Genomic DNA, 23,920 nt, shown 5'->3' on the forward strand with positions numbered 1-23,920 from the left:
CCGGTTCCTCTTCTGGCCGAAACCAGATGGAACAATCCTCTACGCGACTTTCACGTCGCACTAACTGAACGGCATTACCGTTTTTACGGGGCCTTTTTGCAATGCGCGGCGGCTTAGAACCGGTAGTTGACCGCCGCGATACCGTTCCATTCCATTCTGCGTTCGGTAATCGGACTGTTCGCCGCGAAGTTCTGGAGCCATCCGGCCGTCACGAGCAGGGACGCCGACCAATGCTTCGTGAAGTCGTAGCTGGTGTAGGCGTTCAGGTGGATATCGCGAACGCCGGAACGGGCGTCGTAAGCCTGCATGCCCGACGCCGCGCTTTGCTGCGGCGACACGCCGAACAACGTGCGGGCATAAACCGAGTTGGCCCAGGTGAAGCCGGGGCCGAACGAGAAGAGCAGGCGGTCGGTCACGGGAAGATTCGCCGCCAGATCAGTCGTGATCTGCATGCCCTGTCCGTTTCCGCCGATGTCCTGGTAGAGCGCGACAGAACCCGTCAGCAGCGACACCGAATAGTCGGCGAAAACCTTGAGCTTCGGACCGGCATCGACATTGCCGAGACCATGCAAACGCGGGTCGGCGGATTCCTTGCGTGACACGAAGTCGAAGTTCAATGCCGCGCCGACGTGATAGGCGTCGCTCTTGAGCGCATTCACGCCGAGCACGTCGAGACCCTGGGAGAAGAAACGGTCGTCGTAGGAAATGTCGAGCGACGGCAACGGCAGCGCTTCGTATTGCTTCGAGCCCGGGTACTTCGGCGTCACCATCACGCCTGGGCCGATCGATACTTTCCACTTCGAATTCGCGCCGTTGACTTGCTCGTCCGCGTGCGCGTTGATGAGCAGCGTTCCGCACGCGAGCGCAATGGCCGCATGGCGGACCTGCTTGAACAATTTCATGACCACTTTCCCGGGAACCTCGAATCGGCGGGAAGTATATCGACGGGGTCGCTCGAAATCGCAGGGATGACCTAATGTTACCTATCGGTGCCTGAATCGCCGCCGGGATTGCGCTTGAATCCGGTGAGCATCGCGAGGATCAAGTTGTCGCGCGTCCAGACGCTCATCACGATTGCCCCGACGATATGCGCGCACACGCAGATTTCCAGTGCGGTGGACAGGTACGTATGGATATCGTGCGGCCAGTCCTCGCCCCAGAACGCGTCGAGGCGCATCAGCCAGCCGCTCGCCGCCAGCGCGAGAATCAGCAGCCACAGCGCGATCGCCATCAGTCCGCCGAGCGGATTATGCGAGAGATGATGCATCGGCCTGCCGCGGCCCAGCGAGCCAAGATAGTCGACGAGATGCGGGAGCGTCGGCCACCATGCCTCGAATCGCGCGTACTGCGTGCCGACGAAGCCCCACACGACGCGAAACCCGACGAGTCCAGCCGCGACATAGCCGAGCACCCGATGCACCTGGTCGGTAGGACCGAACAGGTTCCAGGCGACGATGCCCGCAACCGTCCAGTGCGTGAGCCGCACCCCGATGTCCCAGGTTTTCACGCGGCGGGCGGGCATCGTCGGGAACGCCGGCGCTCAGTCGATTTCGGACTTCACGACGGCAAGCGTCTTGGTGTCGTAATAGATCTCGACCTTCTTGCCGTCCTTGTTATGGCCGTAGATCTCGTAGCAGTTGTCATCGACCTTGAACTTCTTGATCTTGTAGCCCTGCGCTTCGAGTTGCGCGCGCGCATCCGATTCCTTGATCCACTCGCTCTTGGGATGCGCGGTGCAATCGGCCTTCGCAAACGCCGCGCCCGAAAAGCCAACCGCCGCCACCAACACCAGGAATTTCAGCATCCGCCACTCCTTCTTACTGATTTGTCGAGCGGCTACTCTACTTCGAATGAGAATCGCTCGCAAGCAGATCGAAAGAATTGGCGGTAAGCCTTACTTCTTGCCTTGCTCGCGAATCTGGTCGAGCGTCGCGCCCGGCGTGCTCTGATCCTGCGGAATCCTGATCTCGATCACCGCGGGCAGCCCCGAACTCACCGCGCGCTCGAACGCGGGCATGAACTCCGCGGTCGTCGCGACGATCTCGCCATGCGCGCCGAACGAACGCGCGAAGGCGGGGAAGTCGGGATTCGTGAGCCCGGTGCCATGCACGCGATTCGGATAGTGCCGCTCCTGATGCATGCGGATCGTCCCGTACTGCGCGTTGTTCACGACGATGAAAATCACCGCCAGCCGATACTGCATGGCCGTCGCGATTTCATGGCTCGACATCATGAAGCAGCCGTCGCCCGCGAACGCGATCACCGTGCGCTCCGGATACAGCGACTTCGCCGCGATCGCGGCGGGCACGCCGTAGCCCATCGCGCCGCTCGTCGGCGCGACCTGCGAGCGGAAATGCCGATACGCGTAGTGCCGATGCAGCCACGTCGCGTAATTGCCCGCGCCGTTCGTGATGATGGAATCGGCGGGCAGGCGCTCGCTCAACTGGCGCATGATCTCGCCGAGCTGCACGTCCCCGAGCATGGGCTTCGGCTTGCGCCATTCGACGTAGGCGGCGTGCGCGGCATCGGCCGCGCCCGACCAGGGGATCGTCGACGGCGGCGCGAGCGCTGCGAGCGCCGACGCGATTTCCGGCATGCCCGAGACAATCGGCAGATCGGCCGAATAGACGCGGCCAAGTTCCTCCGCGCCCTGATGGATGTGGATCAGCGTCTGCTTCGTCTTCGGGATGTCGAGGAGCGTGTAGCCGCCGGTCGTCGATTCGCCGAGGCGCGGGCCGATCACGAGGAGCAGATCGGCCTCGCGGATGCGCGCGGCGAGCGCCGGATTGATGCCGAGTCCGACATCGCCGGCGTAGTTCGGATGCTCGTTGTTCAGCGTGTCCTGGAAGCGGAACGCGCAGCCGACCGGCAATTGCCATTGCTCGACGAAGCGCGCGAAATCCTGCGTCGCGGCTTCGGTCCAGCCGCTCCCGCCCGCGATGACGAACGGCCTTTGAGCCGCCGAGAGCATCGCCTGAAGCCGCTCGATCTGCCCGGGCGCGGGCGCCGCCGCGACGCGCTGGTAACGCGGCGCGCCCGGCACGGCCGCGCAGGCCTCGCTCAGCATGTCCTCGGGCAGCGCGAGCACCACCGGGCCGGGCCGCCCGGACGTCGCGACGTGAAACGCATGGCTCATGTATTCGGGGACGCGGCGCGGGTCGTCGATTTGGGCGACCCACTTCGCCATCTGCCCGAACATCCGGCGATAGTCGATTTCCTGGAACGCCTCGCGGTCCATGTGCTCGCGCGCGCACTGGCCGATCAGCAGGATCATCGGCGTCGAGTCCTGGAAGGCGGTGTGCACGCCGATCGACGCGTGTGTCGCACCGGGCCCGCGCGTGACGATCGCGATGCCCGGGCGGCCGGTCAGCTTGCCGACCGCCTCGGCCATGTTGGCGGCGCCGGCTTCGTGGCGGCAGACGATGGTCTGGATCTGGGCGGTTTCGTCGTGGAGCGAATCGAGGACGGCGAGAAAGCTTTCGCCGGGCACGCAAAAGACGCGTTCGACGCCGTGCGTGACGAGCGCATCGACGACGAGGCGCGCGCCGGTGGTTTGCGGGGAATCGGAAGAAGCGACAGCGGACGCCATGCGGTGAAATCTCCGTGAAGGGTTCGCGCCAAGGACGAGCGCGAGAACGAGAGCCGACAGCTTACGCCGTCGGGCGGCCCTTCAGCCAGAGGCGCAAATCCTGATGGGGCGGTGGGGAAGGCACGTTCGCCGACGCCATGCTCGCCCGCGCGGCGGGACATTGATGTGAGCGGCGAAAGTTTCCCGATGGAGCGGCGCCTGAGAAATGCGCGGTGCGCAGTCGCATTGCCGCATGGCCCCCGCAGCCCCGGTCTCCCGGCGCCAACCGAACGCCCCTCTTCACCCATCACCCGAATTACCCCTCTTTCTCACCCCTTATCGCCAGATAGTCACCCGGCGACATTCGGAATAATGGCTTCACTGGATAACGGGCTGCGGGATCGACCGCCGTGGCTCCTACGCAAAGATCAAAGTCGTCAAACCTCATCGGGGGCAAGCTTGAATATTCGTAAATTCGTCGGCGCCACAAGCCGGGACGCGCTGCGCCTCGTCCGCGAAGCCCTGGGCCCCGATGCAGTCGTTCTGTCGAACCGTACGCTCGAAGACGGCACGGTCGAGATCGTCGGCGTCGCCGACAGCGATCTGGCGAAGATTTCTCCTTCAGCCGAAGAGGGCGCCGCGAAGCAGGCAGCGGCAGCGAAGGCCAGCGCGAATTTGAACGCGAACGCGAACTTGAGCACGAACGCGGCGAATCCCTACGCGAGCGGCGACGTTTTCTCGTCGGTGTTCGGCGCGAACCCCGGTGCTGACGACGAAAGCCACGCCGACGCTAAACCCGAACCCGCGCCGAAGCGCCGCATTCCCGCTGACGAAGCGCCGCGCACGATGGCCGAGTCGAACCCGTGGCTCATTGAACATGCGCGCCGTGTCGCCCAGCAGGCGGCTACGCCGGCGCCCGCGAATCGCACCCTGACGCCCGCCTCCGCGATCGCAAAGGGTCTCGGCACGCCGGTCCCGCCGAACCCGGTCAAGAAACCTGACCACGCCGAAGCCGCCCATCCGCAGGCATCGCAGCACGCCCCGCAAGGGTCGCAGGCACCGCATTGGCCGCAACCGAAGATCGAAACACCCGATTGGGCACGCGAAGCCGCGCAGATCGCCGCGCGCCGCGCTGCACAGAAGATCGTCCCGGTGCAGATGCCGCAAGCCGCACCGCAGCAGCACGCACCCGCATCGCCCGTGACCCAGGAAGGCGGTTTCGCCGGCCTGCCCGCGAGCGCGGCCGCCGCCGTCACCGAAGCGATCCGCGCCCGCATGGAGCAGGTCGTCAACGACACGGTGATGAACGAACTGTCGTCGATGCGCGACATGATGGAAGAACACTTCGCCGGCCTCCTGTGGGGCGACCGCCAGCGCCGCAGCCCGACCAACGGCGCGCTGACCAAGCGTCTGTTCGCCGCCGGTTTCTCGGCACAACTGGTGCGCATGGTCATCGACAACATGCCGGAGATGGAGCACGTCGAAGCCGCGCTGGAATGGGTACAGCAAGTGCTGGAAGTGAACCTGCCGGTCATGGACAGCGAAGAAGCGCTGATGGAACGCGGCGGCGTGTTCGCACTGATGGGCCCGACCGGCGTCGGCAAGACGACGACCACCGCGAAACTCGCCGCGCGCTGCGTGATGCGCTTCGGCGCGAGCAAGGTCGCGCTCCTGACGACCGACAGCTACCGGATCGGCGCTCACGAACAACTGCGCATTTTCGGCAAGATCCTCGGCGTTTCGGTGCATGCGGTGAAGGACGGCGCCGACCTGCAACTCGCGCTCTCCGAGCTGCGCAACAAACACATCGTGCTGATCGACACGATCGGCATGAGCCAGCGCGACCGCATGGTCGCCGACCAGATCGCGATGCTTTGCCGCGCGGGCCAGCCGGTCCAGCGCCTCTTGCTGCTCAACGCGACGAGCCACGGCGACACGCTGAACGAAGTCGTGCAGGCATACCAGAGCACGGCGGACCAGCCGCCGCTCGCGGGCTGCATCCTGACGAAGCTCGACGAAGCCACCAACCTCGGCGGCGTGCTCGACACCGTGATTCGCTACAAGCTGCCGGTGCACTACGTATCGACCGGACAGAAGGTGCCGGAAAACCTGTACGTCGCCACCAAGCGGTTCCTGATCAAGAGCGCGTTCTGCATTCCGCGCGACGGCTCGCCTTTCGTACCGCAGGACGACGAAGTGCCGGCCTTGCTGTCCGCGCTTTCGGCGCGCTCGTCCACCGAACTGCATGAGGTTCATTTTGGATAAGTTCGTGCTCGATCAGGCAGAAGGCCTGAGACGGCTTCTGACACGCGCGGGATCGCGCGTGGTCGCGGTGACGGGCGGGCCTTCGGGCATCGGCTGCACGTCGGCGGTGGCGAATCTCGGCGCCGCGCTGTCGATTCACGGCAAGGACGTGCTCGTCATCGACGAGCGCCGCAACGCCGGTTCGATCAGCGGGATGCTCGGCCTTCACGATACCGGCGCGCTGGCCTCGGTGATCTCGGGCAGACGCCTGCTGCAGGACGCCGTGACGCGTACGCCGCTCGGTTTTTCGCTGCTCGCCGCCCCGCGCGACGAACGCATCAGCCACGACGCGGCGCAGTGCCGCGCACTGCTCGACGGCCCCGCCGACATCGTGCTGATCGATACCCAACTCGATCGCCACGGCGCGCTGTCGTCGCTCGCGGCGCAGGCGAACGACTTCCTGATCGTCACGCGCGTCGCGGCGGCGGCGATCACCGAGGCTTACGCCTGCATGAAGCGGTTGCACTACGCGCATGCCATCGGACAGTTTCGCGTGCTGCTGAATCACGTGCAGAACGCGGCCGATGCGGCCGTGGCGTTCGACAACCTGTCGGGGGTCGCGAGCCGGTATCTGGCCGTGTCGCTCGTGCACGCGGGGTACGTCGCGGAGGATGCGCGCGTCGCGCGGGCCCGGGACCTCGCGCGCTGTGCCGTCGACGCGTTTCCCGCGACGCCGGCCGCACGCGACTACCGCCAGATCGCCGCCGGACTCCTGCACTGGCCGATGCGGCCCGCGCAATGTTCGCGCGCCGGGGCGGCGGGTACAGCAGCAGTCAAAACAGCCATGACGGGCGCGAACGGCGGATCGACCGCCGCACGCCGCGCCGAGGCACCGGTTGCTCGCGAGTTGAGCAGTTCGGCGTCGATGTAGTCGATGAGATAGAAGAAAGGGGAACACGATGTACAACGCCCAGGGCAAGCTCTCGCAATCCGAAGTGCTGACGCGCTACGCGCCGCTCGTGCGCAGGCTCGGACTTCAACTCGTCGCCAAGATGCCGGCGAGCGTCGATCTCGACGACCTGATCCAGGCCGGCATGATCGGCCTGATGGACGCCGCGAACCGCTACAAGGAAGATCAGGGCGCGCAGTTCGAGACCTACGCGAGCCAGCGGATTCGCGGCGCGATGCTCGACGAACTGCGCGCGAACGACTGGCTGCCGCGCAGCATGCGCAAGACGTCGCGCGAAGTGGAATCCGCGGTGCACAAGGTCGAGCAAAGCCTCGGCCGGTCGGCGAGCGAGACCGAAATCGCCGAGCACATGAAGATGCCGCTCGACGAATTCCAGACGATGCTGCAGGACCTGCACGGCAGCCAGCTCATCTATTACGAAGACTTCGACCGCTCCGCCGACGACGAACCGTTCCTCGACCGCTATTGCGTCGACCGTTCGGACCCGCTCTCGGCACTGCTCGACGACAGCCTGCGTTCAGCGCTGATCGAAGCCATCGACAAGCTGCCCGAGCGCGAAAAGCTGCTGATGAGCCTGTACTACGAACGCGGCCTGAACCTGCGCGAAATCGGCGCGGTGATGGAAGTGAGCGAATCGCGGGTTTGCCAGTTGCACAGCCAGGCTGTCGCACGGCTGCGCGCGAAGCTGCGCGAACAGGCGTGGTCGAGCGTGGAAGCGTAAGTAGCCAGTCAGCTCGTTTCGAAGTCCGCGCCCTCGGCGAAAACGGTCTGGCCCTGGCCTAGCGTTTTCGCCCGGTACATCGCGCGGTCGGCGGCGCGCATCAGCGTGGCGATGTCGCGGGTCTGATTCTGCGCGTCGCCGTGAATCATGCACGCGCCGATGCTCGCCGACACGTTCACCGGCCGGTCCCCGACCGAGGTGATCGCGGCGAGTATCGCGTGGATGCCCTCCGCGACGGTCAGCACGGCTGCCCGGTCCGGCACGTGGCGCGCGAGGACGACGAACTCGTCGCCGCCCAGGCGTGCGACCGCGTCCGTCTTGCGCATGCGGCGCGTCAGCAGCGTGGCGAAGTTCTGCAACAGCAGGTCGCCGGTTGCGTGGCCGTAGGTGTCGTTCACTTCCTTGAAGCCGTCGAGATCGATCAGGAGCAACGCGCTCGTACCGTCGTCGCCTTCGGAGATCGCCGTCATCGTCCGGCCGACGGTCTTTTCCAGCGCGTAGCGGTTCGAGAGGCCGGTGAGCGGATCGGTCGATGCCTGACGGGCGAGCACGCGATTGGCGCTGCCGAGCCGGTCGACCAGCACGCTCAGATACACCGACGCCCCGAGCACCGAGAGCGCGATGCCGAGCGCCGCCGGGCGGTTGGCTTCCCACCACGGTTGCCATGTCGCGAGCGCCGCGATGGCCGCGAGCGCCGTGGCGCAGGAGACGGCGAGCGTCGCCTTGCCGTAGCGGCAGCCCGATCCGATCAGGAACCAGAAGACGACCCACAGGAGCGGCAGGCCCATCGATCCGCCGATCGCGAGACCGCTTGCGACGAACGTCTGGTCCGCGATGGTCGTGATCACGAGCCGGACGCGCGACGGACCGGCCATCGTCCGCACGGCGATCAGGCTCAGCGCGCCGTAAGCAACGTAGAGCGCGATGAAGCCGGCAAGCAGCTCGCTGTCATGCGACGGATGGAGCCACGCGAACACGAGGTACGCGAGGAGCACGAGCGCGCCCATCCAGACGCGCAGCGTCGCCTGTTCCTTTTCGGGATTTCGGTGCGGAGACCATGCGAACGCATAAGGTCGGCGTGCGGGTTCGTGCGCCTGCTCCATTGTGAATCCCCTTGCTGTTGGGCTTGGTCTTTTGGCTTTTTTCCGTCGTTCGATGCGCGCCCCCGCAACCGTCCGGACGAGGCGATATTTTGCATTTTTTTGAGGCGGCGCTGTGGTTGGCGTGGCTTGTTGTGTCTTGTTGGACGGAATGGGGTGAGATGCGGCGGAGCGACGGAGGGCGTAGGGCTTATTGGCCTAAGGTTCGTCCGCAAGCGGCCGTAAGACAGGGGCGCCCGGCATTTTCGGCGCATCCTTGGTCCCTGAGAGAAACGATGAAAAAGATCCTGTTATTGGCGGCTTGCTTCGTCGCGGCACCCGCGTTCGCGCAGTATTACGACGGTCAACCGTCGCAGCAGCACGGATACAGCGGCGGGTACGGAAACGATCAACAGGTCGGCGGCTACACGCGCAGCAACGGCGCCTATGTCGAGCCGTATCACCGCAGCGCGCCCGACAACACGATGTACAACAACTACTCGTCCCAAGGCAACACGAACCCATACACCGGCGAATCCGGCCACGTGCGGCCGCGATATTGATGGTGTCGCTGCCGCTCCGCTTTCAGCAAAAAGGTGAACTGTCGTGGGCGCCCGATGATCGTGACCTGGTCGCCGCACGAAGCGCTACGCGCCAAGCAAGTCGGCTTGGCGCCGATTGGTTCGCCGTCACCGGGGAAGGTCGGACGTTGCTTTGACTGAAAAGGAAACCCGCCTCAAAGGCGGTTTTACAATCCCGCCGGCTTGCGTCTGGTTTTGAACCGCCAGGTTTCCGCATGAAAACAAAAAGGGCTTGACGGATAAACCGTAAGCCCTCGATAGCAATTCATTTCTTGGTGCGCCCGGCTGGGATCGAACCAGCAACCCCTGCCTTCGGAGGGCGGGATTCCAGGTTTTAAGCAGTTTCGTGCAGGTCAGAAAATTCCATAACTCGTTGAATTGATGTTGTTTTAGATTTCGTCCGGTTTCATGTGATTTCGTGTAGGATTTCCGTACGTTTTCCGTAGGGGGTCAGCATGAGCACAAAGCCTAAACACAACCTGACATCAAAGACCGGGCGCGCCGCGCTCGAAGCCCGCCGCGAACCCTATTGGGCGCGCATCGAAGCGGGGTTATTCCTGGGCTTTCGGGTAGCGGCGCGTGGCGGCGCGGGAACGTGGATCGCGCGTCGGCGCAACGAGCACGGAAAGCAGGAATACCGCGCACTCGGCGCGTTCGACGACTACGACGGCGCAAAGGCGGCGGCCGAGCAGTGGGCGCGCAATGTCGAGCACGGCGCGAGCGCGAAGCCTGCCACCGTGAAGGAAGCATGCGCGACGTACGTTGCACACCTGCGGCTGCACAAGGGCGCGGCGAGCGCAGCGGACGCCGAAGGGCGATTTCGCAGACTGATTGACGATGCTCCCATCGGCTCGGCCGCGCTCGACAAATTGCGTACGACGCAGGTTCGCGCATGGCTGCAAGCGCAGGTGAAAGCCGCGCAGGGCGCGACGCAGGATGCGACCGGGGTGCGTCGTGCGCGCGACTCGGCAAACCGCAATCTCGCGGCATTGAAAGCAGCGCTGAACCTCGCCTTACGCGACCGGCTAGTGGCAAGTGACGCGGGCTGGGCGACCGTCGGCAAGTTCGAGAACGTCGGACGGCGGCGCGAGGGCGTGCTCACAGCCGAACAAATCGGCGCGCTGCTCGAACACCTGCCCGCTGACCTGCGCGCGCTGGTCGAAGCAATGGCACACATTCCTTCACGCCCCGGCGAACTTTCAGCGCTGCGCGTGCGCGATTTCGACCGGCAGCAGGGCACGCTCGCTATCAGCGGCAAAACAGGTTTTCGCGTCGTGCCGTTATCGACTGCGGCAGTTGCGTTTCTCACGGCGCAGAGCACGGACAAGCTCGCGAACGCCTACATATTCACGCAGGCGCACGGCGTGGCTTGGACGCGCCACGCGTGGAAAAAGCCGTTTCGCGCAGCCGTCTTGGCGGCCGCGCTCCCTGCCGAAACCGTGCTATATAGCTTGCGCCATGCGAGCATTACCGGCTTGGTGGCAAGCGGCATCGACAGCGTGCTTGTAGCGCGGTTGGCGGGCACGTCCGTCGGCATGATCCAGAAGCATTACGAACACGCCGACGGCGCGCGCGTGCGTGCGTTGCTCGACAGTGTGCCGGCGCTGGTGAGAGCGAAGTGACCGGGCGACACACGCGGGGGTAGCGATGCCGTCACGTGCGCCGAAAGTCTCACTGCCTCGGGCGTGGTACGCGATTCTCCCGCCCGTACCCCGCCTGCTGGATTGGCTGTGCACGATTGTCGGCGTGGACGAACCGCAGCGCTGGCTGGCTTGGTGGCGCGTGCTGGATTGCCTACACGAGCAAGGCCGGCTGCCCCCCCTCGCAACACCGGCAGGCGCTAAGTTCGTCGCGGCACTAGACGCCGCAATCCAACACGACCTCGCAGCCGGACTGGTGAACGCAGGGGAACAATTCTCGCTGCTCACGAAACTGCGCGATTTCACCTCACCCGGTTTGGAAAAAACGCACGCCCGGCTTAGAGAGAACGCAAAGAAGGGCGGCGCTTCACGGTCAAAATGGACCGACGACGAGCGGCTCATGGTCGCGCAGGCAGTCGCGCAAATCCTCGCCGCGCATCCAAAGGTGTCCGTCAGCAACGCCGCAACGCGGGTGCTTACCGCCATCGAGGCGGGCAGGCTGTCCGGGGTGCGGCGGCTCGACCCTGACACCGGACGAACCCTGGGCAGGCGCAGTGTCGAGCGCTGGTATTCACGCATGCGAAAAGTTTGACATTGCCTTTGGGTTGTCGCGCTCTTTGTCGGTACTGTGGCTCCGTACAGTCCCGCACGAATACCTCACGGAGTCTTACATGCCACGCTCGATTAGCCTTTTTGAGAATGTCACATCGTCCGACATAGTCGCATGGCTCGACCTGATCGCGCGACTCGACAGTCCGTTCGTCTTGCTGCGCGAGGACGATGTCGGGGCGGTTACCTGCACGTCAGACACCGCGCGACATCTCATGCGCAAGCAGGGCGCATTCCCTGACCCGATCAAGATCGGTAAGCGCGCCGTCGCGTGGCGTGGCTCCGACATTGCGCAGTGGATGCGCGAGCGCGAAGTTTCGAAGCTCGCCCATAGTACGTCCGAACAGACCGAACAAAGTGCGCCAGCGCAACCGAAAACGCCGCCTACCACCAAGGCACGCGCCGCCGTGCTGGCTGCTAACGCAGGGGCAGTTGCATGAGCACGCCGACCACACGCATTCAGGGCACGCTCACCCTCAAACGCCGGGTCGGCACAACGAACGCACCGGCGCGATCACTTGTACCAGGCCGCACGCTCGAACCTGCACAGCCAGCCGCACTGGCACCGCGTGCGCAACGCTCGCAGCCGTTCGAAACGCGGTGTTTGCTGCGCATCGAAAAGACAGCCGGAACACCGGGGCCGTATTACTGCGCGCACATTCGGGCCAATGGCGCATTCATCGGCAGGGTCGCCGCGCAGTTCCCTTGAGATGAATCGCCCCCGCGTGCCGGTCAACACATCGAGGTAGGCGGCACCGTACGCGCGCTGCGTGCCTGACCGACCCATGATCGTTGAATTGCACGTGCATCGCTGGGCCGAGAAAGCTGCGTGACGCGCCCCCATCTAAGACAAGGCCCGCGACAGCAGCGGGCCTTTCGTTACAACAGGCTAATCGTAGCAATGGCCGATTACACGCAAGTCGATACAGGTGCATCCGTGCCGCCACGGCACGATCCACCCCCGAACCCCGAGCACGCGGCGCTCGTTGAGTTTCTGCGTGTCGTGCTACCTGCTGCGCCGTGCTATTACGCGCAGGCGTTCAAGCCGCTTGTGAGCGGCGAGCGGCAACCACAGAGGGCGCGGCGCTTGAACTCCCGCGAAGAGCTTGCCGACTACCTGTTCGCGCAGGACCGCGCCGGGTTGTCGGTTTATTTCTCGACGGCAGGGTTCATCGCGGACGCACCCAACCGCAAGGCCACGAGCGTTGCACGCCTGCAAGCGTTGCGGCTCGACATCGACTGCGGCATCGACCACGAAACCGGCAAGACGAAGGCGTACCCCGACCAGCAAGCGGGATTGGCTGCGCTCACCGCGCTCATGCAGGCGCTCGGCCTCACGCCGCTGATCGTCGATTCCGGCAACGGCCTGCACGTCTACCTGCTGCTCGACGCGCCGATCACGCGCGGTGAATGGCAACTGCTGGCCGACCAGCTCGGAGAGGTGTGCGCGACGGCGCAGTTGCACGTCGATGCACAGGTCACGACCGACGCGGCGCGCATCCTGCGCCCGATCAACACGTTCAACCGCAAAAACCCGGCGAACCCGAAGCAGGTGCGCTACTGGAACGGCGCGGTAACGTTTACACGTTACACGGCCGGTGCGCTTGCAGCAGTGTTTACGCAGTATCTCGATATACACGGCGGCGCACGTCCGGCTCGCCGCGCGAATGGTCACGAATCCAAGCCGATTCCGGGCAAGCCGTGCGCCGCGTTCGAGAGCATGAATGTCGAGAACCTTGCGCTCAATAATGAGCACGACTGGACATTAAGTCACGAGAACCTGCGCCTCGTGTGGTTGATGCTCGTCGGGCTCGACCCGCGCGAGTTCGCCACGCGAGCCGCGTGGATGCGAATTGTTTGGGCGGTGTTGTCGCTCGGCTGGGGTGAGACGGGCTACAAGCTCGTGCGGAAGTGGTCCGAAGCGATCAGCCGCGCGGCTACGCGCACGGGACCGGACGGCAAGCCGGGAGTGCTGGGCAGCGACGAAAAGTTGCACGCGGGCTTCCACGAAGCAGCGTTGAAACACGTCTGGAATACCGGCGAACCCGGCAAGGGCGTCACCATCGGCACGCTGGTGTGGCACGCGCAGCAGCGCGGCTGGAACTGGAGCGACGCGATGCGGCAGGCAGGGTTCCCGGATTCGGAGCCGCAGGCCGAACCGAAAGCGGAAGCGACTGCACACCCGGGTGCTAACGGCTACGCGGACGGGCGCGCGAACGGAACCGCGCAGAACTGCTCAGGAGCGGCTGCCGGGATTGGTGAGGACATACCACGCGGAGACAGTGGCGGCAGCGGCACCACGCATCCACCGCAGGGCGGCGGCTCAGCGATAGGCGGAGGCAAGGGACGCAAGAAAAACGGCCTCGTGCAGATGACGGCCAAGGAGCTGTTCGACCTGTTCGTTTCGCCGAGCGGCAAGACTGTCACGGTTGCCGCTTCGCCCCTCGCGGATCTGGTGCGCGCGAACGAAATGAGCGGCAACATCGAATTGCAGCGCCCGCCGCCGTGGCGTGCCATCGGCCCGCGCTACGCGAGCGACGTGCTGTGGGAGGATGCGGACGACGCGCGCTGCCAGATTTACTTCGAAGAAGCGTTCAAGCGGTACGCGAGTCTCACGGAGATCCGCACAGCCGTCAGTGCCGCCGCTGTGCACCTGAAGTACAACCCAGTGCGCGACTACCTCAATTCACTCGCGTGGGACGGCGTGCCACGCCTCGCTCGGTTCTTCGTTGATTGCTGCGAAGCCGAGGACAACGTGTACACCTGCGCGGTGGCGCGAGTGTTCTTTGTTGGCGCGGTGGCCCGTATCATGCGGCCCGGTGTGAAGCACGACATCATGCCGATTCTCGAAGGCGATCAGGGCGCGTACAAGTCCACTCTGTTCCGGGTGCTGGTAGGCGACACCTACTTCAGTGACGCCGCGCCGGACCTCTCGCGAGGCAGCGGTCGCGACATAGGAGAACTGATGCGCGGTGTGTGGATCGTGGAATTCAGTGAACTGAGCGGCTTCGGCACCGCCCATATCAACCGCGTGAAGCACTTCCTGTCACAGCAGTCCGACCGATACCGCGCTGCCTACGCGCGCAGCGTGCGCGACTACCCGCGCATGTGCGTGACGGTGGGCACCACCAACCCCGACGCGAACGGGAAGTACCTGAAAGACACGACCGGCAACCGGCGCTTTTTGCCGCTCTCGGTGGGGCGTTGCAACGTCGAGAGTGTCAGGGCGATGCGTGACCAGCTTTGGGCCGAGGCGGTGGTACTCTACAAGCAGGGCATGCCACACTGGCTCACCGCCGAAGAAGCCGAAACGCTCAGACGCGCGAAACAGGAAGCCGAGAAGCGGGTTGAGCGCTCGCCGTTCTACGAAATGATGCTCGAACACGTCGAGTTCAACAGCGCCGTACCGCGCCTGAAATCAGCCGAGGTGTACGCCGCCGTGACCGGACGCACTTACGACAGGGCGACGTGGCAGGAACAACGCGACATCGGCGCGGTGATGCGCAAGGCAGGCCGTAAAACAGTTCAAGAGAAGGGGCGCAATGTCTGGGTGCTCGACGACGAGGCGAGCCACGCGGCTTAGCGCCACGCAGGCGCGAACCCCTTCTAAGGAAAGAGACGTGTGTGCAACGTCTTGGCACAAAAGGCTCACGGCGATTCAGCGCCGTACCTCCCCAGATCATGGGGTCTTTCGCCGTGAGCCTTACAGGATAACGCACGCAGCGGGCAGAAGACCCGTGAAGACCCACTGTAAGTCTTGTGGGTCTTCGCTGTGTACCTTGTTCGGCTTGGCTTCTATCGTTTCGAAGACCCAGAAGAGCCATATTCTCTTATAAACACACAGAGAAGACAGAAGGAGGGAGGAGGATCGAGCATGTACGCATACACACATGCGCGCGCGTGCACGGGAATATTAGAGAAATGGTGGGTCTACGGCCTTCTGGGTCTTCGCATGTAGTTGCTACATCGCCTGTGATCGTAGGTGTTTGATTTTCGGGAAGACACCTTTTCAAAAGTGCGCAGAGGGGTGTAGACGACGACAATTATCTTGGCCGGTGGTTTTACAGCGTGTCGCCCTTCGTTAACACCCCCCGCATCTCTTGTTTACACCCTCTTCGATGGGGCTGGCCGAGCGTGTGTAGTTTTTGACACCGTGTAAACCCCGTGCGCCGGGTCGCGGATCGTCTGCCGCACGCACGCATGATTTGTGGCCTATGCTCGATCTGTGCCACATCCACCACAACTGGACATTGGTGTGACGGCTCACCCGGAATCCGGTTGCTGGAGACTGTGTCCGGGACCGCACCTGACGACGGGGATTGAAATGAGCTACATCAGAGACTGGATACAGCAGATGGATGCGCAGACCGCCGCTGCGGAACAGCGGGAACGTGAACGGTCAGAGGCGGCGGCGCGTGAACTGGAGGTCCGCAGTCAGGCGGAGCAGTTGCGCCGCCAGCGGCTTGCCGCACACCGCCTGAAGGTCGCGCTGCGCAGTCTCGAACGCGCCCGCCTGCGCGCCGATACGGTGGCCGTGCAGCTTGAACGCTGGTGGTCGGCGCTGCCGCCGGAGCAGCGCAGCCTGCCGCGTGCATTCTCCGACATCCGTGCGGCGCTGCACGGACTGGACATCGGCACGTCCCCGCACAATACTGCGCTCGCCGACGCGCTGCGTGCGGCGGGCTGGCGACGGAAACGTGACTGGCGCGACCGCGAGGGCGGCTTTCGAAACTGGTGGTACCCGCCGGTCGAACCTGACTGAACGGACGCGGCAAGCGCAAGCGACTTCGGGCGGTATGACTGACTTTACGTCACTATCCAGCGCTTTCGGATTTCAGGCCCAATTTAACGCGCGGCGTGAAACGGGCAGACCGGCTCTAACCGACCCCGAACAGTCGCTCGGGTTGCAGGCTCTGCAGCGACCGCTTCAAGACCTCTACAACCATTAGCTCCAACGCCCTCTCGACGCAGTATTCAAGGTACAACCATCATCGTCCCGCCTTTTAGTGTTAAACGACGAAACACGCGGATGTAGTGGAATCATCGTGGTCAATGATGTCGATTTCGACACAGACTGGTCGGTGATCGGCTTTCAGGTTTCGCGCCTTGCGGCGGCATAGAAAAATTGCGGAACGTAGTTCGCGCTTACGAAACCAGCAAAGCTGCTTCGGCAAGCCGCAACACAGCCCGGTTGCTGTTTGCATATATCAAGCCTAAGGTGAATGACACCGTACTGCCGGACCGCCACGTTGTCTGCGTGGTTCAAGCTACCACCGTCAAAGGTGCGAAATGGACAAGTCAACATCGGTCGCGGAGGATGCGATGCGTGATATCGAACCGGCGGCCGTCGTTTTTCTCGTGCACGGTACGTGGGCATTCGGTCGTCGGAAGTCTGTTGTTTCACATTTCTTTGGTAAAAATTTCCCGCCCGAAAATGAATTAATCTGGAGTGATTGCCCAGGAGATCAGGGCCTGACTGGAAGCAACAACTGCCGTGTCGGCGAACACGCGGCTTTTCGACGGAGGCTGTCCAAGCAATTACCGGCTGGTACTCGCATTAGGGGGTTTCGGTGGACTGGATACAACGGGATTCATGCGCGCGGCAAAGCCGCCACGAAGTTGGCTGAAGAAATAAACGCCGAACGTAAAAATGGAACCCGACAAATTTTTGTTGTCGCCCACAGTCACGGGGGAAATGTCGCACACTATGCCTCCACAGAACTAGGGGCTGACGTCTCCGGCATTGTGGCGCTAGCAACCCCTTTTATATCGGCATCAAAAAAGGTCCAGAGCAGTCAAGAGAAAAGAATATTCGAATACGCTGGCCGTGGCCTGGCATTTTTGATTCTAGTTTTAGGGGCGTTCTTGATACGGCCGGTGCTACACCTTGCACTCGCACGACTAGCCGGGTTGGGCACGCTGTCGTGGTTTAAATTCTTGTCGCCGACCGATTTCGCCGACGAGTTCGTGGTCTCGTTGCTTCTAACGGGTTTTTTGCTAATGCCTGTCTTCTACATACTCGACAGGTCTGCGCAGTTGCGTCGCCTCCGAGACTGGCGAAGTAAATGGGTTTCAACGCTTACTAAACCACCAAGCACAACACCGTGCCTGGTTATACGAGCAAGCGGCGACGAAGCTCATGCTTCCTTGATGATCGGGCAGATCATCAATTGGCTTCAACAAGTTAGTTTTAGAGGATTCGCGAATATCGGAAAGCGCCTGCTTCACCTTCCCATTCACAATCGCGTTCTGACGGTAACTTGGGCAGTGGTCGTCTTCGCTATTTTCTTCGGAGCGAAAGATGCGGTGGAGGATGGCTACGCCGTTCTGGCCGCACATTCGATAGGTCAAGGTCATGGAAGCACGGTCTTGCTCTTCGCCGCTTGGCTTCCTTTTATGGCTAGTATGGCGATCTATATAGGTCTGTGGGTGGTTGCGATCCCAGCCATAATTATCTCCCGAAGCTTGACCGTCGTTGGTTCGTCGATGTTTGGAGTGGAGTTGGCCCTCCTGAGCGGTTCGATTGACCTTCAGGTGGAGGCGGGTCCGAGCGACCGAGAATTCGATGGTCTCTTTTTTAGCAAAAATCTCATTGGGGATTCAGTGCTGAGCTTCCGGCACGGCATCTATAACGCGCCAGTAACGGCTCACTGGACTGCAAAGTGGATCCGCTCGCAGATCGATGGTGCCAATGGGGACGCTAACTGTCCGCAGCCATCGGTAGGGAAGCCGAAAACTACGGCTAAGCTTGTTTGCTAATCAGGTGTCCGTTGTCGAGGTAAGTGAGACGTCCGAGCGGCGACGTTATCCCATCGATGATGGGCCGTAGATGGCCGAATCCGCCGGTCCGACGTTGAATCGGCGGAGTGCTCCACCGTCGATCGGTCCGCGTAGGGCAGAAGTCGACCCAAAAGGGACTCCCGGCGCGTTGACGCATCTGCGGCTCTTCGCAAAGTAAAGCGGACGTTCGTTGCGAGAAAATTGCAGGCTGGTCACCGGAGTTCGACCTTGTTTCCCTGGGGACTGCGACATATGCGAGTGGGTCGGCGCCGATGAGTGGATTTTTGATAAGGCTGGAACACGGGGTAAGATGGACGCCCGTGATCGGGATCGCAGTGGACTTGGCGTATGTCACGAATCTGACCGGGGATCGCGAACCCTCTTTCGAGGCCGACGACGCCTCTTATGTACAGTCCGCCAAGTAACGGTTGCGTAATCTCAGATCGCCTGGCCCGACCGACGGAAGTTTATTTTTCGTACGCAAGAGCGCAGATCGTGGCGCTGTCTGCAATGCGTGTTACCGGTAAATGATGATCCGCTTGAAATTTGCTTAGGGCTGAGATCGTTCTTTTACCCATCACTCCATCCGTTGCGCCGACGAAGTAGCCAAGGGTATTTAGCTTCCGCTGTAACATCTCGGTGGTCATGACCGCGCATGTCTCTTCACGGCCGTTGCTTTTTTGAGTGTTTGCACTTGCGGCGTCAAGTCGCTTTTCTAACCCCGACAAATCCGTCTTCAGAGTGTTAGTGGTTTGGTTCAACGACTGGATTTCCTGGTTGGTTTTCTCCAATTTCGACGCCAAGTCACGAACTTGCATGATAACTTCGCCATTAGGTTGCGAGTGCGAAAATACCAACCCCAATGCCGAAACTATAACCATGGCCAGCGCTACCATGAACGCCGCTCGCAGCCTTGGGCTAAGTGTAGCCATTGGCGATTTTTGTTCGCGAATTTCGTAATCAATGTTCCTATGATCTTTGTCGGGCATGGTTATCCTCAATTCGTCTATATCTCTGATAAAGGTCCATTACCTCCGTTATCAACTCATCTACGCCTTCTCGTGTTCGGGCGCTGATCAATTTTACGGCAAATTTGTCTTGTATTTTTAGCTTTTCGCACTGGTTTCTAACCTCATTTATTAAACGATCGAATTTATCATGCGCAAAAGCATCTATATCATTTATTTGCAGCACACTTTGCAACTCGCGCAAGGTATCAATCTTATTAATGACAAATCTAACGGCGCATAGCTTATCTGAAAAACCACATACCTTAAATGCCTTCTTTATCTCGTACGGGGTTATATACCTCTCCATCTCATCCTCGATTCGGTTCTCAATCGCACTCAAAACTTTGTTTGTATAGTCGTTAAGATCCATGCCGTCTGGGCGCACAGGCTTTTCTTTGAGCATGTCGACCATAAAAATCAACACATTTATATGCCGGTGTCCAGGGTACGCAAAAAATGCAGGAGGATCGACAAGCACCTCCTCATTGCTTTCTCCTCGATAATCCGCAATCAGCATTCTTATTGTGCGATTAGATTCAAGATTCAGCGGCGCTATCATTTCGTAGACGCTGAATATTTTGGTTGATGGCTCATTTCCATCCTGTCGCAGAGCCACAAGCCGTCTAATCAAGGTTGTCTTCCCTGTTTGATTATGTCCATATATAAACACTCTACATGCGGGCAATGCAACGATGCCCACCACGTCCTTCACCGCCTCCCCGAGGCGAACTTTCAATGGATCGAACAGCATGACAAAAAGAAAACCTGCAGCACTTAATAGGGTCCCGGAAAATAATTTTGACGCATCACTCATTGGTTGCGTATTGTGCGCTGCATACACTTCAGGAACCCCAATAAAAGCAGCCCAAACAAGCCCTATCGCGCCCACAATCACGACGGTCACTAAAATCACGCTACGCCAAAATTTTCCTATAACAAGCGGCATGTCGCTTCTATCCGTACGGGTGTGAAAGTAAAATCGGTTGTTAATTAATAACTCGGAAGTAATCGCGTTCTTGCAAGGTTAAAAATAAGCCACCGTTCGCAATGGTTCAAGGTGACAAGGAGTGATCGCGCAATAAAAGGAACTTCTATCAGTCAAGGGACCGTGTCGAACAGATGAGCCCTGCGAATTACAAATGATCGGACCCTACTTTTAGCATCGCCTCTGAGCGTGAAGGTAAATCGGCACCATCGAATGCCCTGCCGATCAAGTGACACCTTCACCGGTCAACAAATGATAGTTGTCTGATGCAACTCGGACGTCAGAACGGTCGAGCAACGCTAAGATCGGATGGCGGCTCATGGCCGAGGCCGTGTCAGAACTCAAGATCACTGGGTTTTGAGGGGTCTCTTTACCCCTCCCGAGGTGTCGCGAGGCCGATATAGAGCGATTTAACAAGCCGCTTTTTTCGCTGAGCCGAAACGGCGTGCGTTTTGACACAGCCTGGGCCGAATCTTGCCAGTCGTCTGCAATCGGCGCGAGCGTTGCGCGAGTGGCAAGGCGCGCTCGCGGCGCATCAGATGATCGCTTCATCGCTACGCTTCTGCCGGAGGACAACCCGCCTCGCCGTCGCCGTCCATGAGCGATTTAAGTCCTGGGAAATAGATGTCGCACCGCTCGTGTACCGCCGCCGTTCTTCGCGGACGGTTCGCCAGTTCCGACCGAGATCCGTCATGCGGAAGTCAGCGACAAGGGCCGCTATCAGTCGCGCCAGCTGATAGCGCTCGCAGCGCGAGCACGCGACGTCGATATGACTTGCTCGCGCTGCCACGTCGCCTAGCGTGAGATGCTGCCAATGATTGTCGGCATGAGCGCAGTGTAACCCGAGCGTTGGGTTATACCCGCTCGGAACGCCACCGAGCCGGTCCGCAACGCCACTGGCCGCAACTCGCCGGAAGCCCCCCGGCCAGAAGCGCGGCAGCGGCATTGCGATGAGGTCGATGTAACGGCCTTCCTTCCTGCTGAAAATTCACTTTTTCGATATCGTAACGATGCCAATTCGACTGCGAAACGCTGGCTGAACTACAGCGGACCGGATCGAAGACATGAAAAGACCCTGAATTCGAACCCATGCAAACGACATCCCGCCCGACGCTCACGTTGAAAAGACGCCGCCCAATTGCCGAAGCTGCCCCAGAACCGGCACCGGCACCTGCAGCACCAATATCGCCAATACCGCCAGCACCGACGCCGACGCCCAAGCGGCAGACCGCGCTCAGTCCCGTCGACCGTCACCGCCGCAACGCGGCAAAAGGTGCTGCTGCGCTGGCGGTTTTGCGAGAAAGCTATCCGACGCTTTTTACTCATCCTGTCCCCCTGGCGCTGGGTATTGCGAAGCAGCTAACCGAGGCGAGGCGTGCGGGGACGTTGGCGGTCACTTGCGGTCCCGATGCGCCATGCGCTTACGCTGTGGGTTAACTCCGCCGACTACATTGCCGCTTTAGCTGCTGGCGGGTTGCGCATCGGCTTGGATGGCAAGCCAACCGAGCCGGTATCAGCCGAACACCTGGCAGCCGCTGCCGCCACACTCAGGAAGCGCCAGGCCAAAAGAAAGCCGGCCGAAGCGGGCTAACAGTCTTTGGAGTGGCTCATCCGCTCTGGGAAACGCTGCGCGGGCCGCGCCTCGCGTACGAGATTGGCGAACTGGCCGAGTGGCTGCCGGGACTGGCTGTCTAATGTCGCTGATCGACCCACTACCGCCGGTCGCGTTGTCAGCAGTCCAAAGGCAGGTAACGAGGTAGGTCCGGTCACCCGGCTATACTTGCTGAAAGTTGGCAGATGGGTCGCCTCAAGGGCGCCCAGTTAATTATACGGATGCCGTGGGCCGTTGAGGTTCCTCAATTGCCGGTTGATCGGGAAGATTTGGGAACAGGACTGGGGGCGCTCCTGCCCATCCTGGGCGCGTTTTGTCAGTTCGTTACCGGCTTAGAAGGGAATGAAGTTCGCTTGTCGACCGGGGCGTGCGATTACGCCAGAAGTCGAGTTTGGGCAGCTCAAAGTTACAGTCGTTACGGGGTGGCGCCGACTCACGAAGAGGCGTAGCCAATGCATTTCGCCTACCCACGCTACTTCCCTTATCATTCGCATGACGCCAACTAGGGCCACGAGCGACCTCGCGTATGACAGAGAACCAGAACCCAGAACAAAAAGCCCGAGACAATATCGACGCGCTGCTTAAGCAAGCAGGTTGGGTCGTTCAATCAGCGAAGAAGATTGACTTCGGCGCGGGGCTCGGCATCGCTGTAAGGGAATACCAAACGGATGTCGGTCCGGCGGATTATGTCTTATTGGTCGACAAAAAGGCAGTCGGAGTTATCGAGGCAAAGAAGGAAGACCTTGGCCACAAAATCACCGAAGTCGAACAGCAGACCGAAGGTTACGCTGCTGCCAAGCTAAAGTGGGTGAACAACAAGGAGCCCTTGCCCTTTCTCTACGAGAGCACCGGCATCATCACCCGTTTCACCGATGGCCGTGACCCCAAGCCCCGCTCCCGCGAGGTGTTCAACTTCCATCGCCCGGAAACCGTAAAGGAATGGTTATCCCAAGGCGCCAGCCTGCGCCGGCGCTTGCAGACCATCCCCGCTCTGAATCCGAACCACTTGCCCGCCAAGGAACTGCACCTGCGCGACTGCCAAGAGATTGCCATCACCAACCTGGAGGAATCTTTCAAGGCAGACCGACCTCGCGCGCTGATCCAGATGGCCACTGGTGCCGGCAAGACCTACACCGCCATCACCTCCATCTATCGCCTGCTCAAGTACGCCGAGGGAAAACGCATCCTCTTTCTCGTCGACACCAAGAACCTTGGCGAGCAGGCCGAGCAGGAAATGATGTCCTACGTTCCGCTTGACGATAACCGCAAATTCACTGAGCTCTACAACGTCCAGCGGCTCAAATCCTCGTACATCGCCAAAGATAGCCAAGTATGCATCAGTACCATCCAGCGCCTGTACTCCATCCTAAAGGGAACTGAGCTCGACGAAGCCACCGAAGAAATCAATCCGGCCGAACTCGTTCAGCCCAAGGCGCCGATGCCCGTCGTCTATAACGCCAACATCCTTCCGGAGTTCTTCGACTTCATCTATATCGATGAATGCCACCGCTCGATCTACAACCTCTGGCAACAGGTCATCGACTACTTCGACGCCAGCCTGATCGGTCTTACCGCCACGCCTGACAACCGGACCTACGGCTTCTTCAAGAAAAACGTCGTCAGCGATTACAGTCACGAAAAAGCCGTGGCCGATGGCGTCAATGTCGGCAATGAAATCTACGTCATCGAAACGCAGATCACCAAAGCCGGCAGCGAAATCAAAGCACAGCAGCAGGTCGAGCGGCGGGAAAAGCTCACCCGCAAGAAGCGCTGGGAACAGCAGGATGAAGACGAGGCTTACTCCGCCACCCAGCTCGACCGCAATATCGTCAACCCGGACCAGATTCGCACCGTCATCCGCACTTTCCGCGACAAGCTGCCCGAAATATTCCCCGGCCGCGAAGAAGTGCCCAAGACCCTCATTTTCGCCAAGAGCGACAGCCACGCCGACGACATCATTCAGACCGCCCGCGAAGAATTTGGCGAGGGTAATGCCTTCTGCAAAAAGCTTACCTACAAGAGTGATGAAGACCCCAAGTCTGTCCTAGGAGTCTGCGCGGTAGACGAGTTTTGAGCTGACAGCGGGGACGCTGCGGCGTCCGGCATCGCGACCGCTTTCGG

General features: G+C 61.1%; 19 protein-coding genes. 12 read left to right on the forward strand and 7 right to left on the reverse strand.

The window, feature by feature from the left end:
* Window positions 1–113 precede the first annotated feature (113 nt).
* From AWB68_RS32790 to AWB68_RS32805, 4 genes are all read right to left on the reverse strand, one after another.
* Window positions 114–902 carry a MipA/OmpV family protein gene (locus AWB68_RS32790; protein WP_087648462.1) on the reverse strand — a complete coding sequence of 263 codons (789 nt, stop codon included), beginning with the start codon at window positions 900–902 and terminating at the stop codon, window positions 114–116.
* A 77-nt stretch (window positions 903–979) separates the two neighbouring features.
* On the reverse strand, window positions 980–1,522 hold the full coding sequence (locus tag AWB68_RS32795) for a cytochrome b/b6 domain-containing protein (protein ID WP_087648463.1): 543 nt from the start codon (window positions 1,520–1,522) through the stop codon (window positions 980–982).
* A gap of 18 nt (window positions 1,523–1,540) precedes the next feature.
* The gene (locus AWB68_RS32800; protein WP_087648464.1) at window positions 1,541–1,804 is read right to left on the reverse strand and encodes a PepSY domain-containing protein; all 264 of its coding nucleotides are present in this window, start codon (window positions 1,802–1,804) and stop codon (window positions 1,541–1,543) included.
* A gap of 90 nt (window positions 1,805–1,894) precedes the next feature.
* A complete protein-coding gene (locus AWB68_RS32805) occupies window positions 1,895–3,589 on the reverse strand; it encodes a thiamine pyrophosphate-binding protein (RefSeq protein ID WP_087648465.1) in 1,695 nt (564 codons plus the stop codon).
* 438 nt (window positions 3,590–4,027) lie between these two features.
* Between AWB68_RS32805 and flhF the strand changes: the two genes are divergently transcribed.
* Genes flhF through AWB68_RS32820 form a run of 3 tightly spaced genes read left to right on the forward strand, consistent with a single transcriptional unit; the run spans window position 4,028 to window position 7,503 of the window.
* Window positions 4,028–5,833: a flagellar biosynthesis GTPase FlhF gene (gene flhF, locus AWB68_RS32810; protein ID WP_087648466.1), complete on the forward strand. Its 1,806-nt coding sequence runs from the start codon at window positions 4,028–4,030 to the stop codon at window positions 5,831–5,833.
* On the forward strand, window positions 5,826–6,743 hold the full coding sequence (locus AWB68_RS32815) for a MinD/ParA family ATP-binding protein (protein ID WP_087648467.1): 918 nt from the start codon (window positions 5,826–5,828) through the stop codon (window positions 6,741–6,743). Before flhF ends, AWB68_RS32815 begins: the two co-directional genes overlap by 8 nt.
* Before the next feature lie 28 nt (window positions 6,744–6,771).
* The gene (locus AWB68_RS32820) at window positions 6,772–7,503 is read left to right on the forward strand and encodes an RNA polymerase sigma factor FliA (protein ID WP_087648468.1); all 732 of its coding nucleotides are present in this window, start codon (window positions 6,772–6,774) and stop codon (window positions 7,501–7,503) included.
* An 8-nt stretch (window positions 7,504–7,511) separates the two neighbouring features.
* Here the strand turns inward: AWB68_RS32820 and AWB68_RS32825 are convergent, their stop codons facing one another.
* Window positions 7,512–8,606: a GGDEF domain-containing protein gene (locus tag AWB68_RS32825; protein ID WP_087648469.1), complete on the reverse strand. Its 1,095-nt coding sequence runs from the start codon at window positions 8,604–8,606 to the stop codon at window positions 7,512–7,514.
* A 272-nt stretch (window positions 8,607–8,878) separates the two neighbouring features.
* Between AWB68_RS32825 and AWB68_RS32830 the strand changes: the two genes are divergently transcribed.
* The 7 genes from AWB68_RS32830 to AWB68_RS47100 all read left to right on the forward strand — a co-directional run bounded on the left by AWB68_RS32830 (window position 8,879) and on the right by AWB68_RS47100 (window position 18,171).
* Window positions 8,879–9,145: a hypothetical protein gene (locus AWB68_RS32830; protein ID WP_087648470.1), complete on the forward strand. Its 267-nt coding sequence runs from the start codon at window positions 8,879–8,881 to the stop codon at window positions 9,143–9,145.
* 473 nt (window positions 9,146–9,618) lie between these two features.
* The gene (locus tag AWB68_RS32835; RefSeq protein WP_087648471.1) at window positions 9,619–10,785 is read left to right on the forward strand and encodes a site-specific integrase; all 1,167 of its coding nucleotides are present in this window, start codon (window positions 9,619–9,621) and stop codon (window positions 10,783–10,785) included.
* Window positions 10,786–10,909: 124 nt separating this feature from the next.
* Complete coding sequence (locus AWB68_RS32840; protein ID WP_125483112.1) at window positions 10,910–11,395, forward strand: hypothetical protein; 486 nt, start codon at window positions 10,910–10,912, stop codon at window positions 11,393–11,395.
* A gap of 79 nt (window positions 11,396–11,474) precedes the next feature.
* Window positions 11,475–11,852, forward strand: a complete 378-nt coding sequence (locus tag AWB68_RS32845) for a helix-turn-helix transcriptional regulator (protein WP_087648473.1) — start codon at window positions 11,475–11,477, stop codon at window positions 11,850–11,852.
* Between the two features lie 461 nt (window positions 11,853–12,313).
* Window positions 12,314–14,995, forward strand: a complete 2,682-nt coding sequence (locus tag AWB68_RS32855) for a VapE domain-containing protein (protein ID WP_087648475.1) — start codon at window positions 12,314–12,316, stop codon at window positions 14,993–14,995.
* 741 nt (window positions 14,996–15,736) lie between these two features.
* A complete protein-coding gene (locus AWB68_RS32860; protein ID WP_125483113.1) occupies window positions 15,737–16,174 on the forward strand; it encodes a hypothetical protein in 438 nt (145 codons plus the stop codon).
* A 560-nt stretch (window positions 16,175–16,734) separates the two neighbouring features.
* Window positions 16,735–18,171: an alpha/beta fold hydrolase gene (locus AWB68_RS47100; RefSeq protein WP_160110109.1), complete on the forward strand. Its 1,437-nt coding sequence runs from the start codon at window positions 16,735–16,737 to the stop codon at window positions 18,169–18,171.
* 488 nt (window positions 18,172–18,659) lie between these two features.
* On the opposite strand, the gene AWB68_RS32870 is transcribed toward AWB68_RS47100, so the two are convergent.
* The gene (locus AWB68_RS32870; RefSeq protein ID WP_087648478.1) at window positions 18,660–19,181 is read right to left on the reverse strand and encodes a peptidoglycan-binding domain-containing protein; all 522 of its coding nucleotides are present in this window, start codon (window positions 19,179–19,181) and stop codon (window positions 18,660–18,662) included.
* On the reverse strand, window positions 19,162–20,148 hold the full coding sequence (locus AWB68_RS47105) for an Obg family GTPase (protein WP_125483115.1): 987 nt from the start codon (window positions 20,146–20,148) through the stop codon (window positions 19,162–19,164). The genes AWB68_RS32870 and AWB68_RS47105 overlap by 20 nt, the downstream gene beginning before the upstream one ends.
* A gap of 1,447 nt (window positions 20,149–21,595) precedes the next feature.
* Between AWB68_RS47105 and AWB68_RS51590 the strand changes: the two genes are divergently transcribed.
* Window positions 21,596–21,778, forward strand: coding sequence for a ProQ/FINO family protein (locus AWB68_RS51590; protein ID WP_087648480.1), 183 nt, complete (start codon window positions 21,596–21,598; stop codon window positions 21,776–21,778).
* A gap of 547 nt (window positions 21,779–22,325) precedes the next feature.
* Window positions 22,326–23,873, forward strand: a complete 1,548-nt coding sequence (locus tag AWB68_RS32890; protein ID WP_235028615.1) for a DEAD/DEAH box helicase family protein — start codon at window positions 22,326–22,328, stop codon at window positions 23,871–23,873.
* Window positions 23,874–23,920 lie beyond the last annotated feature (47 nt).

Origin of the sequence: Caballeronia choica (genome assembly GCF_001544535.1) — a bacterium.
GTDB classification, from domain to species: domain Bacteria; phylum Pseudomonadota; class Gammaproteobacteria; order Burkholderiales; family Burkholderiaceae; genus Caballeronia; species Caballeronia choica.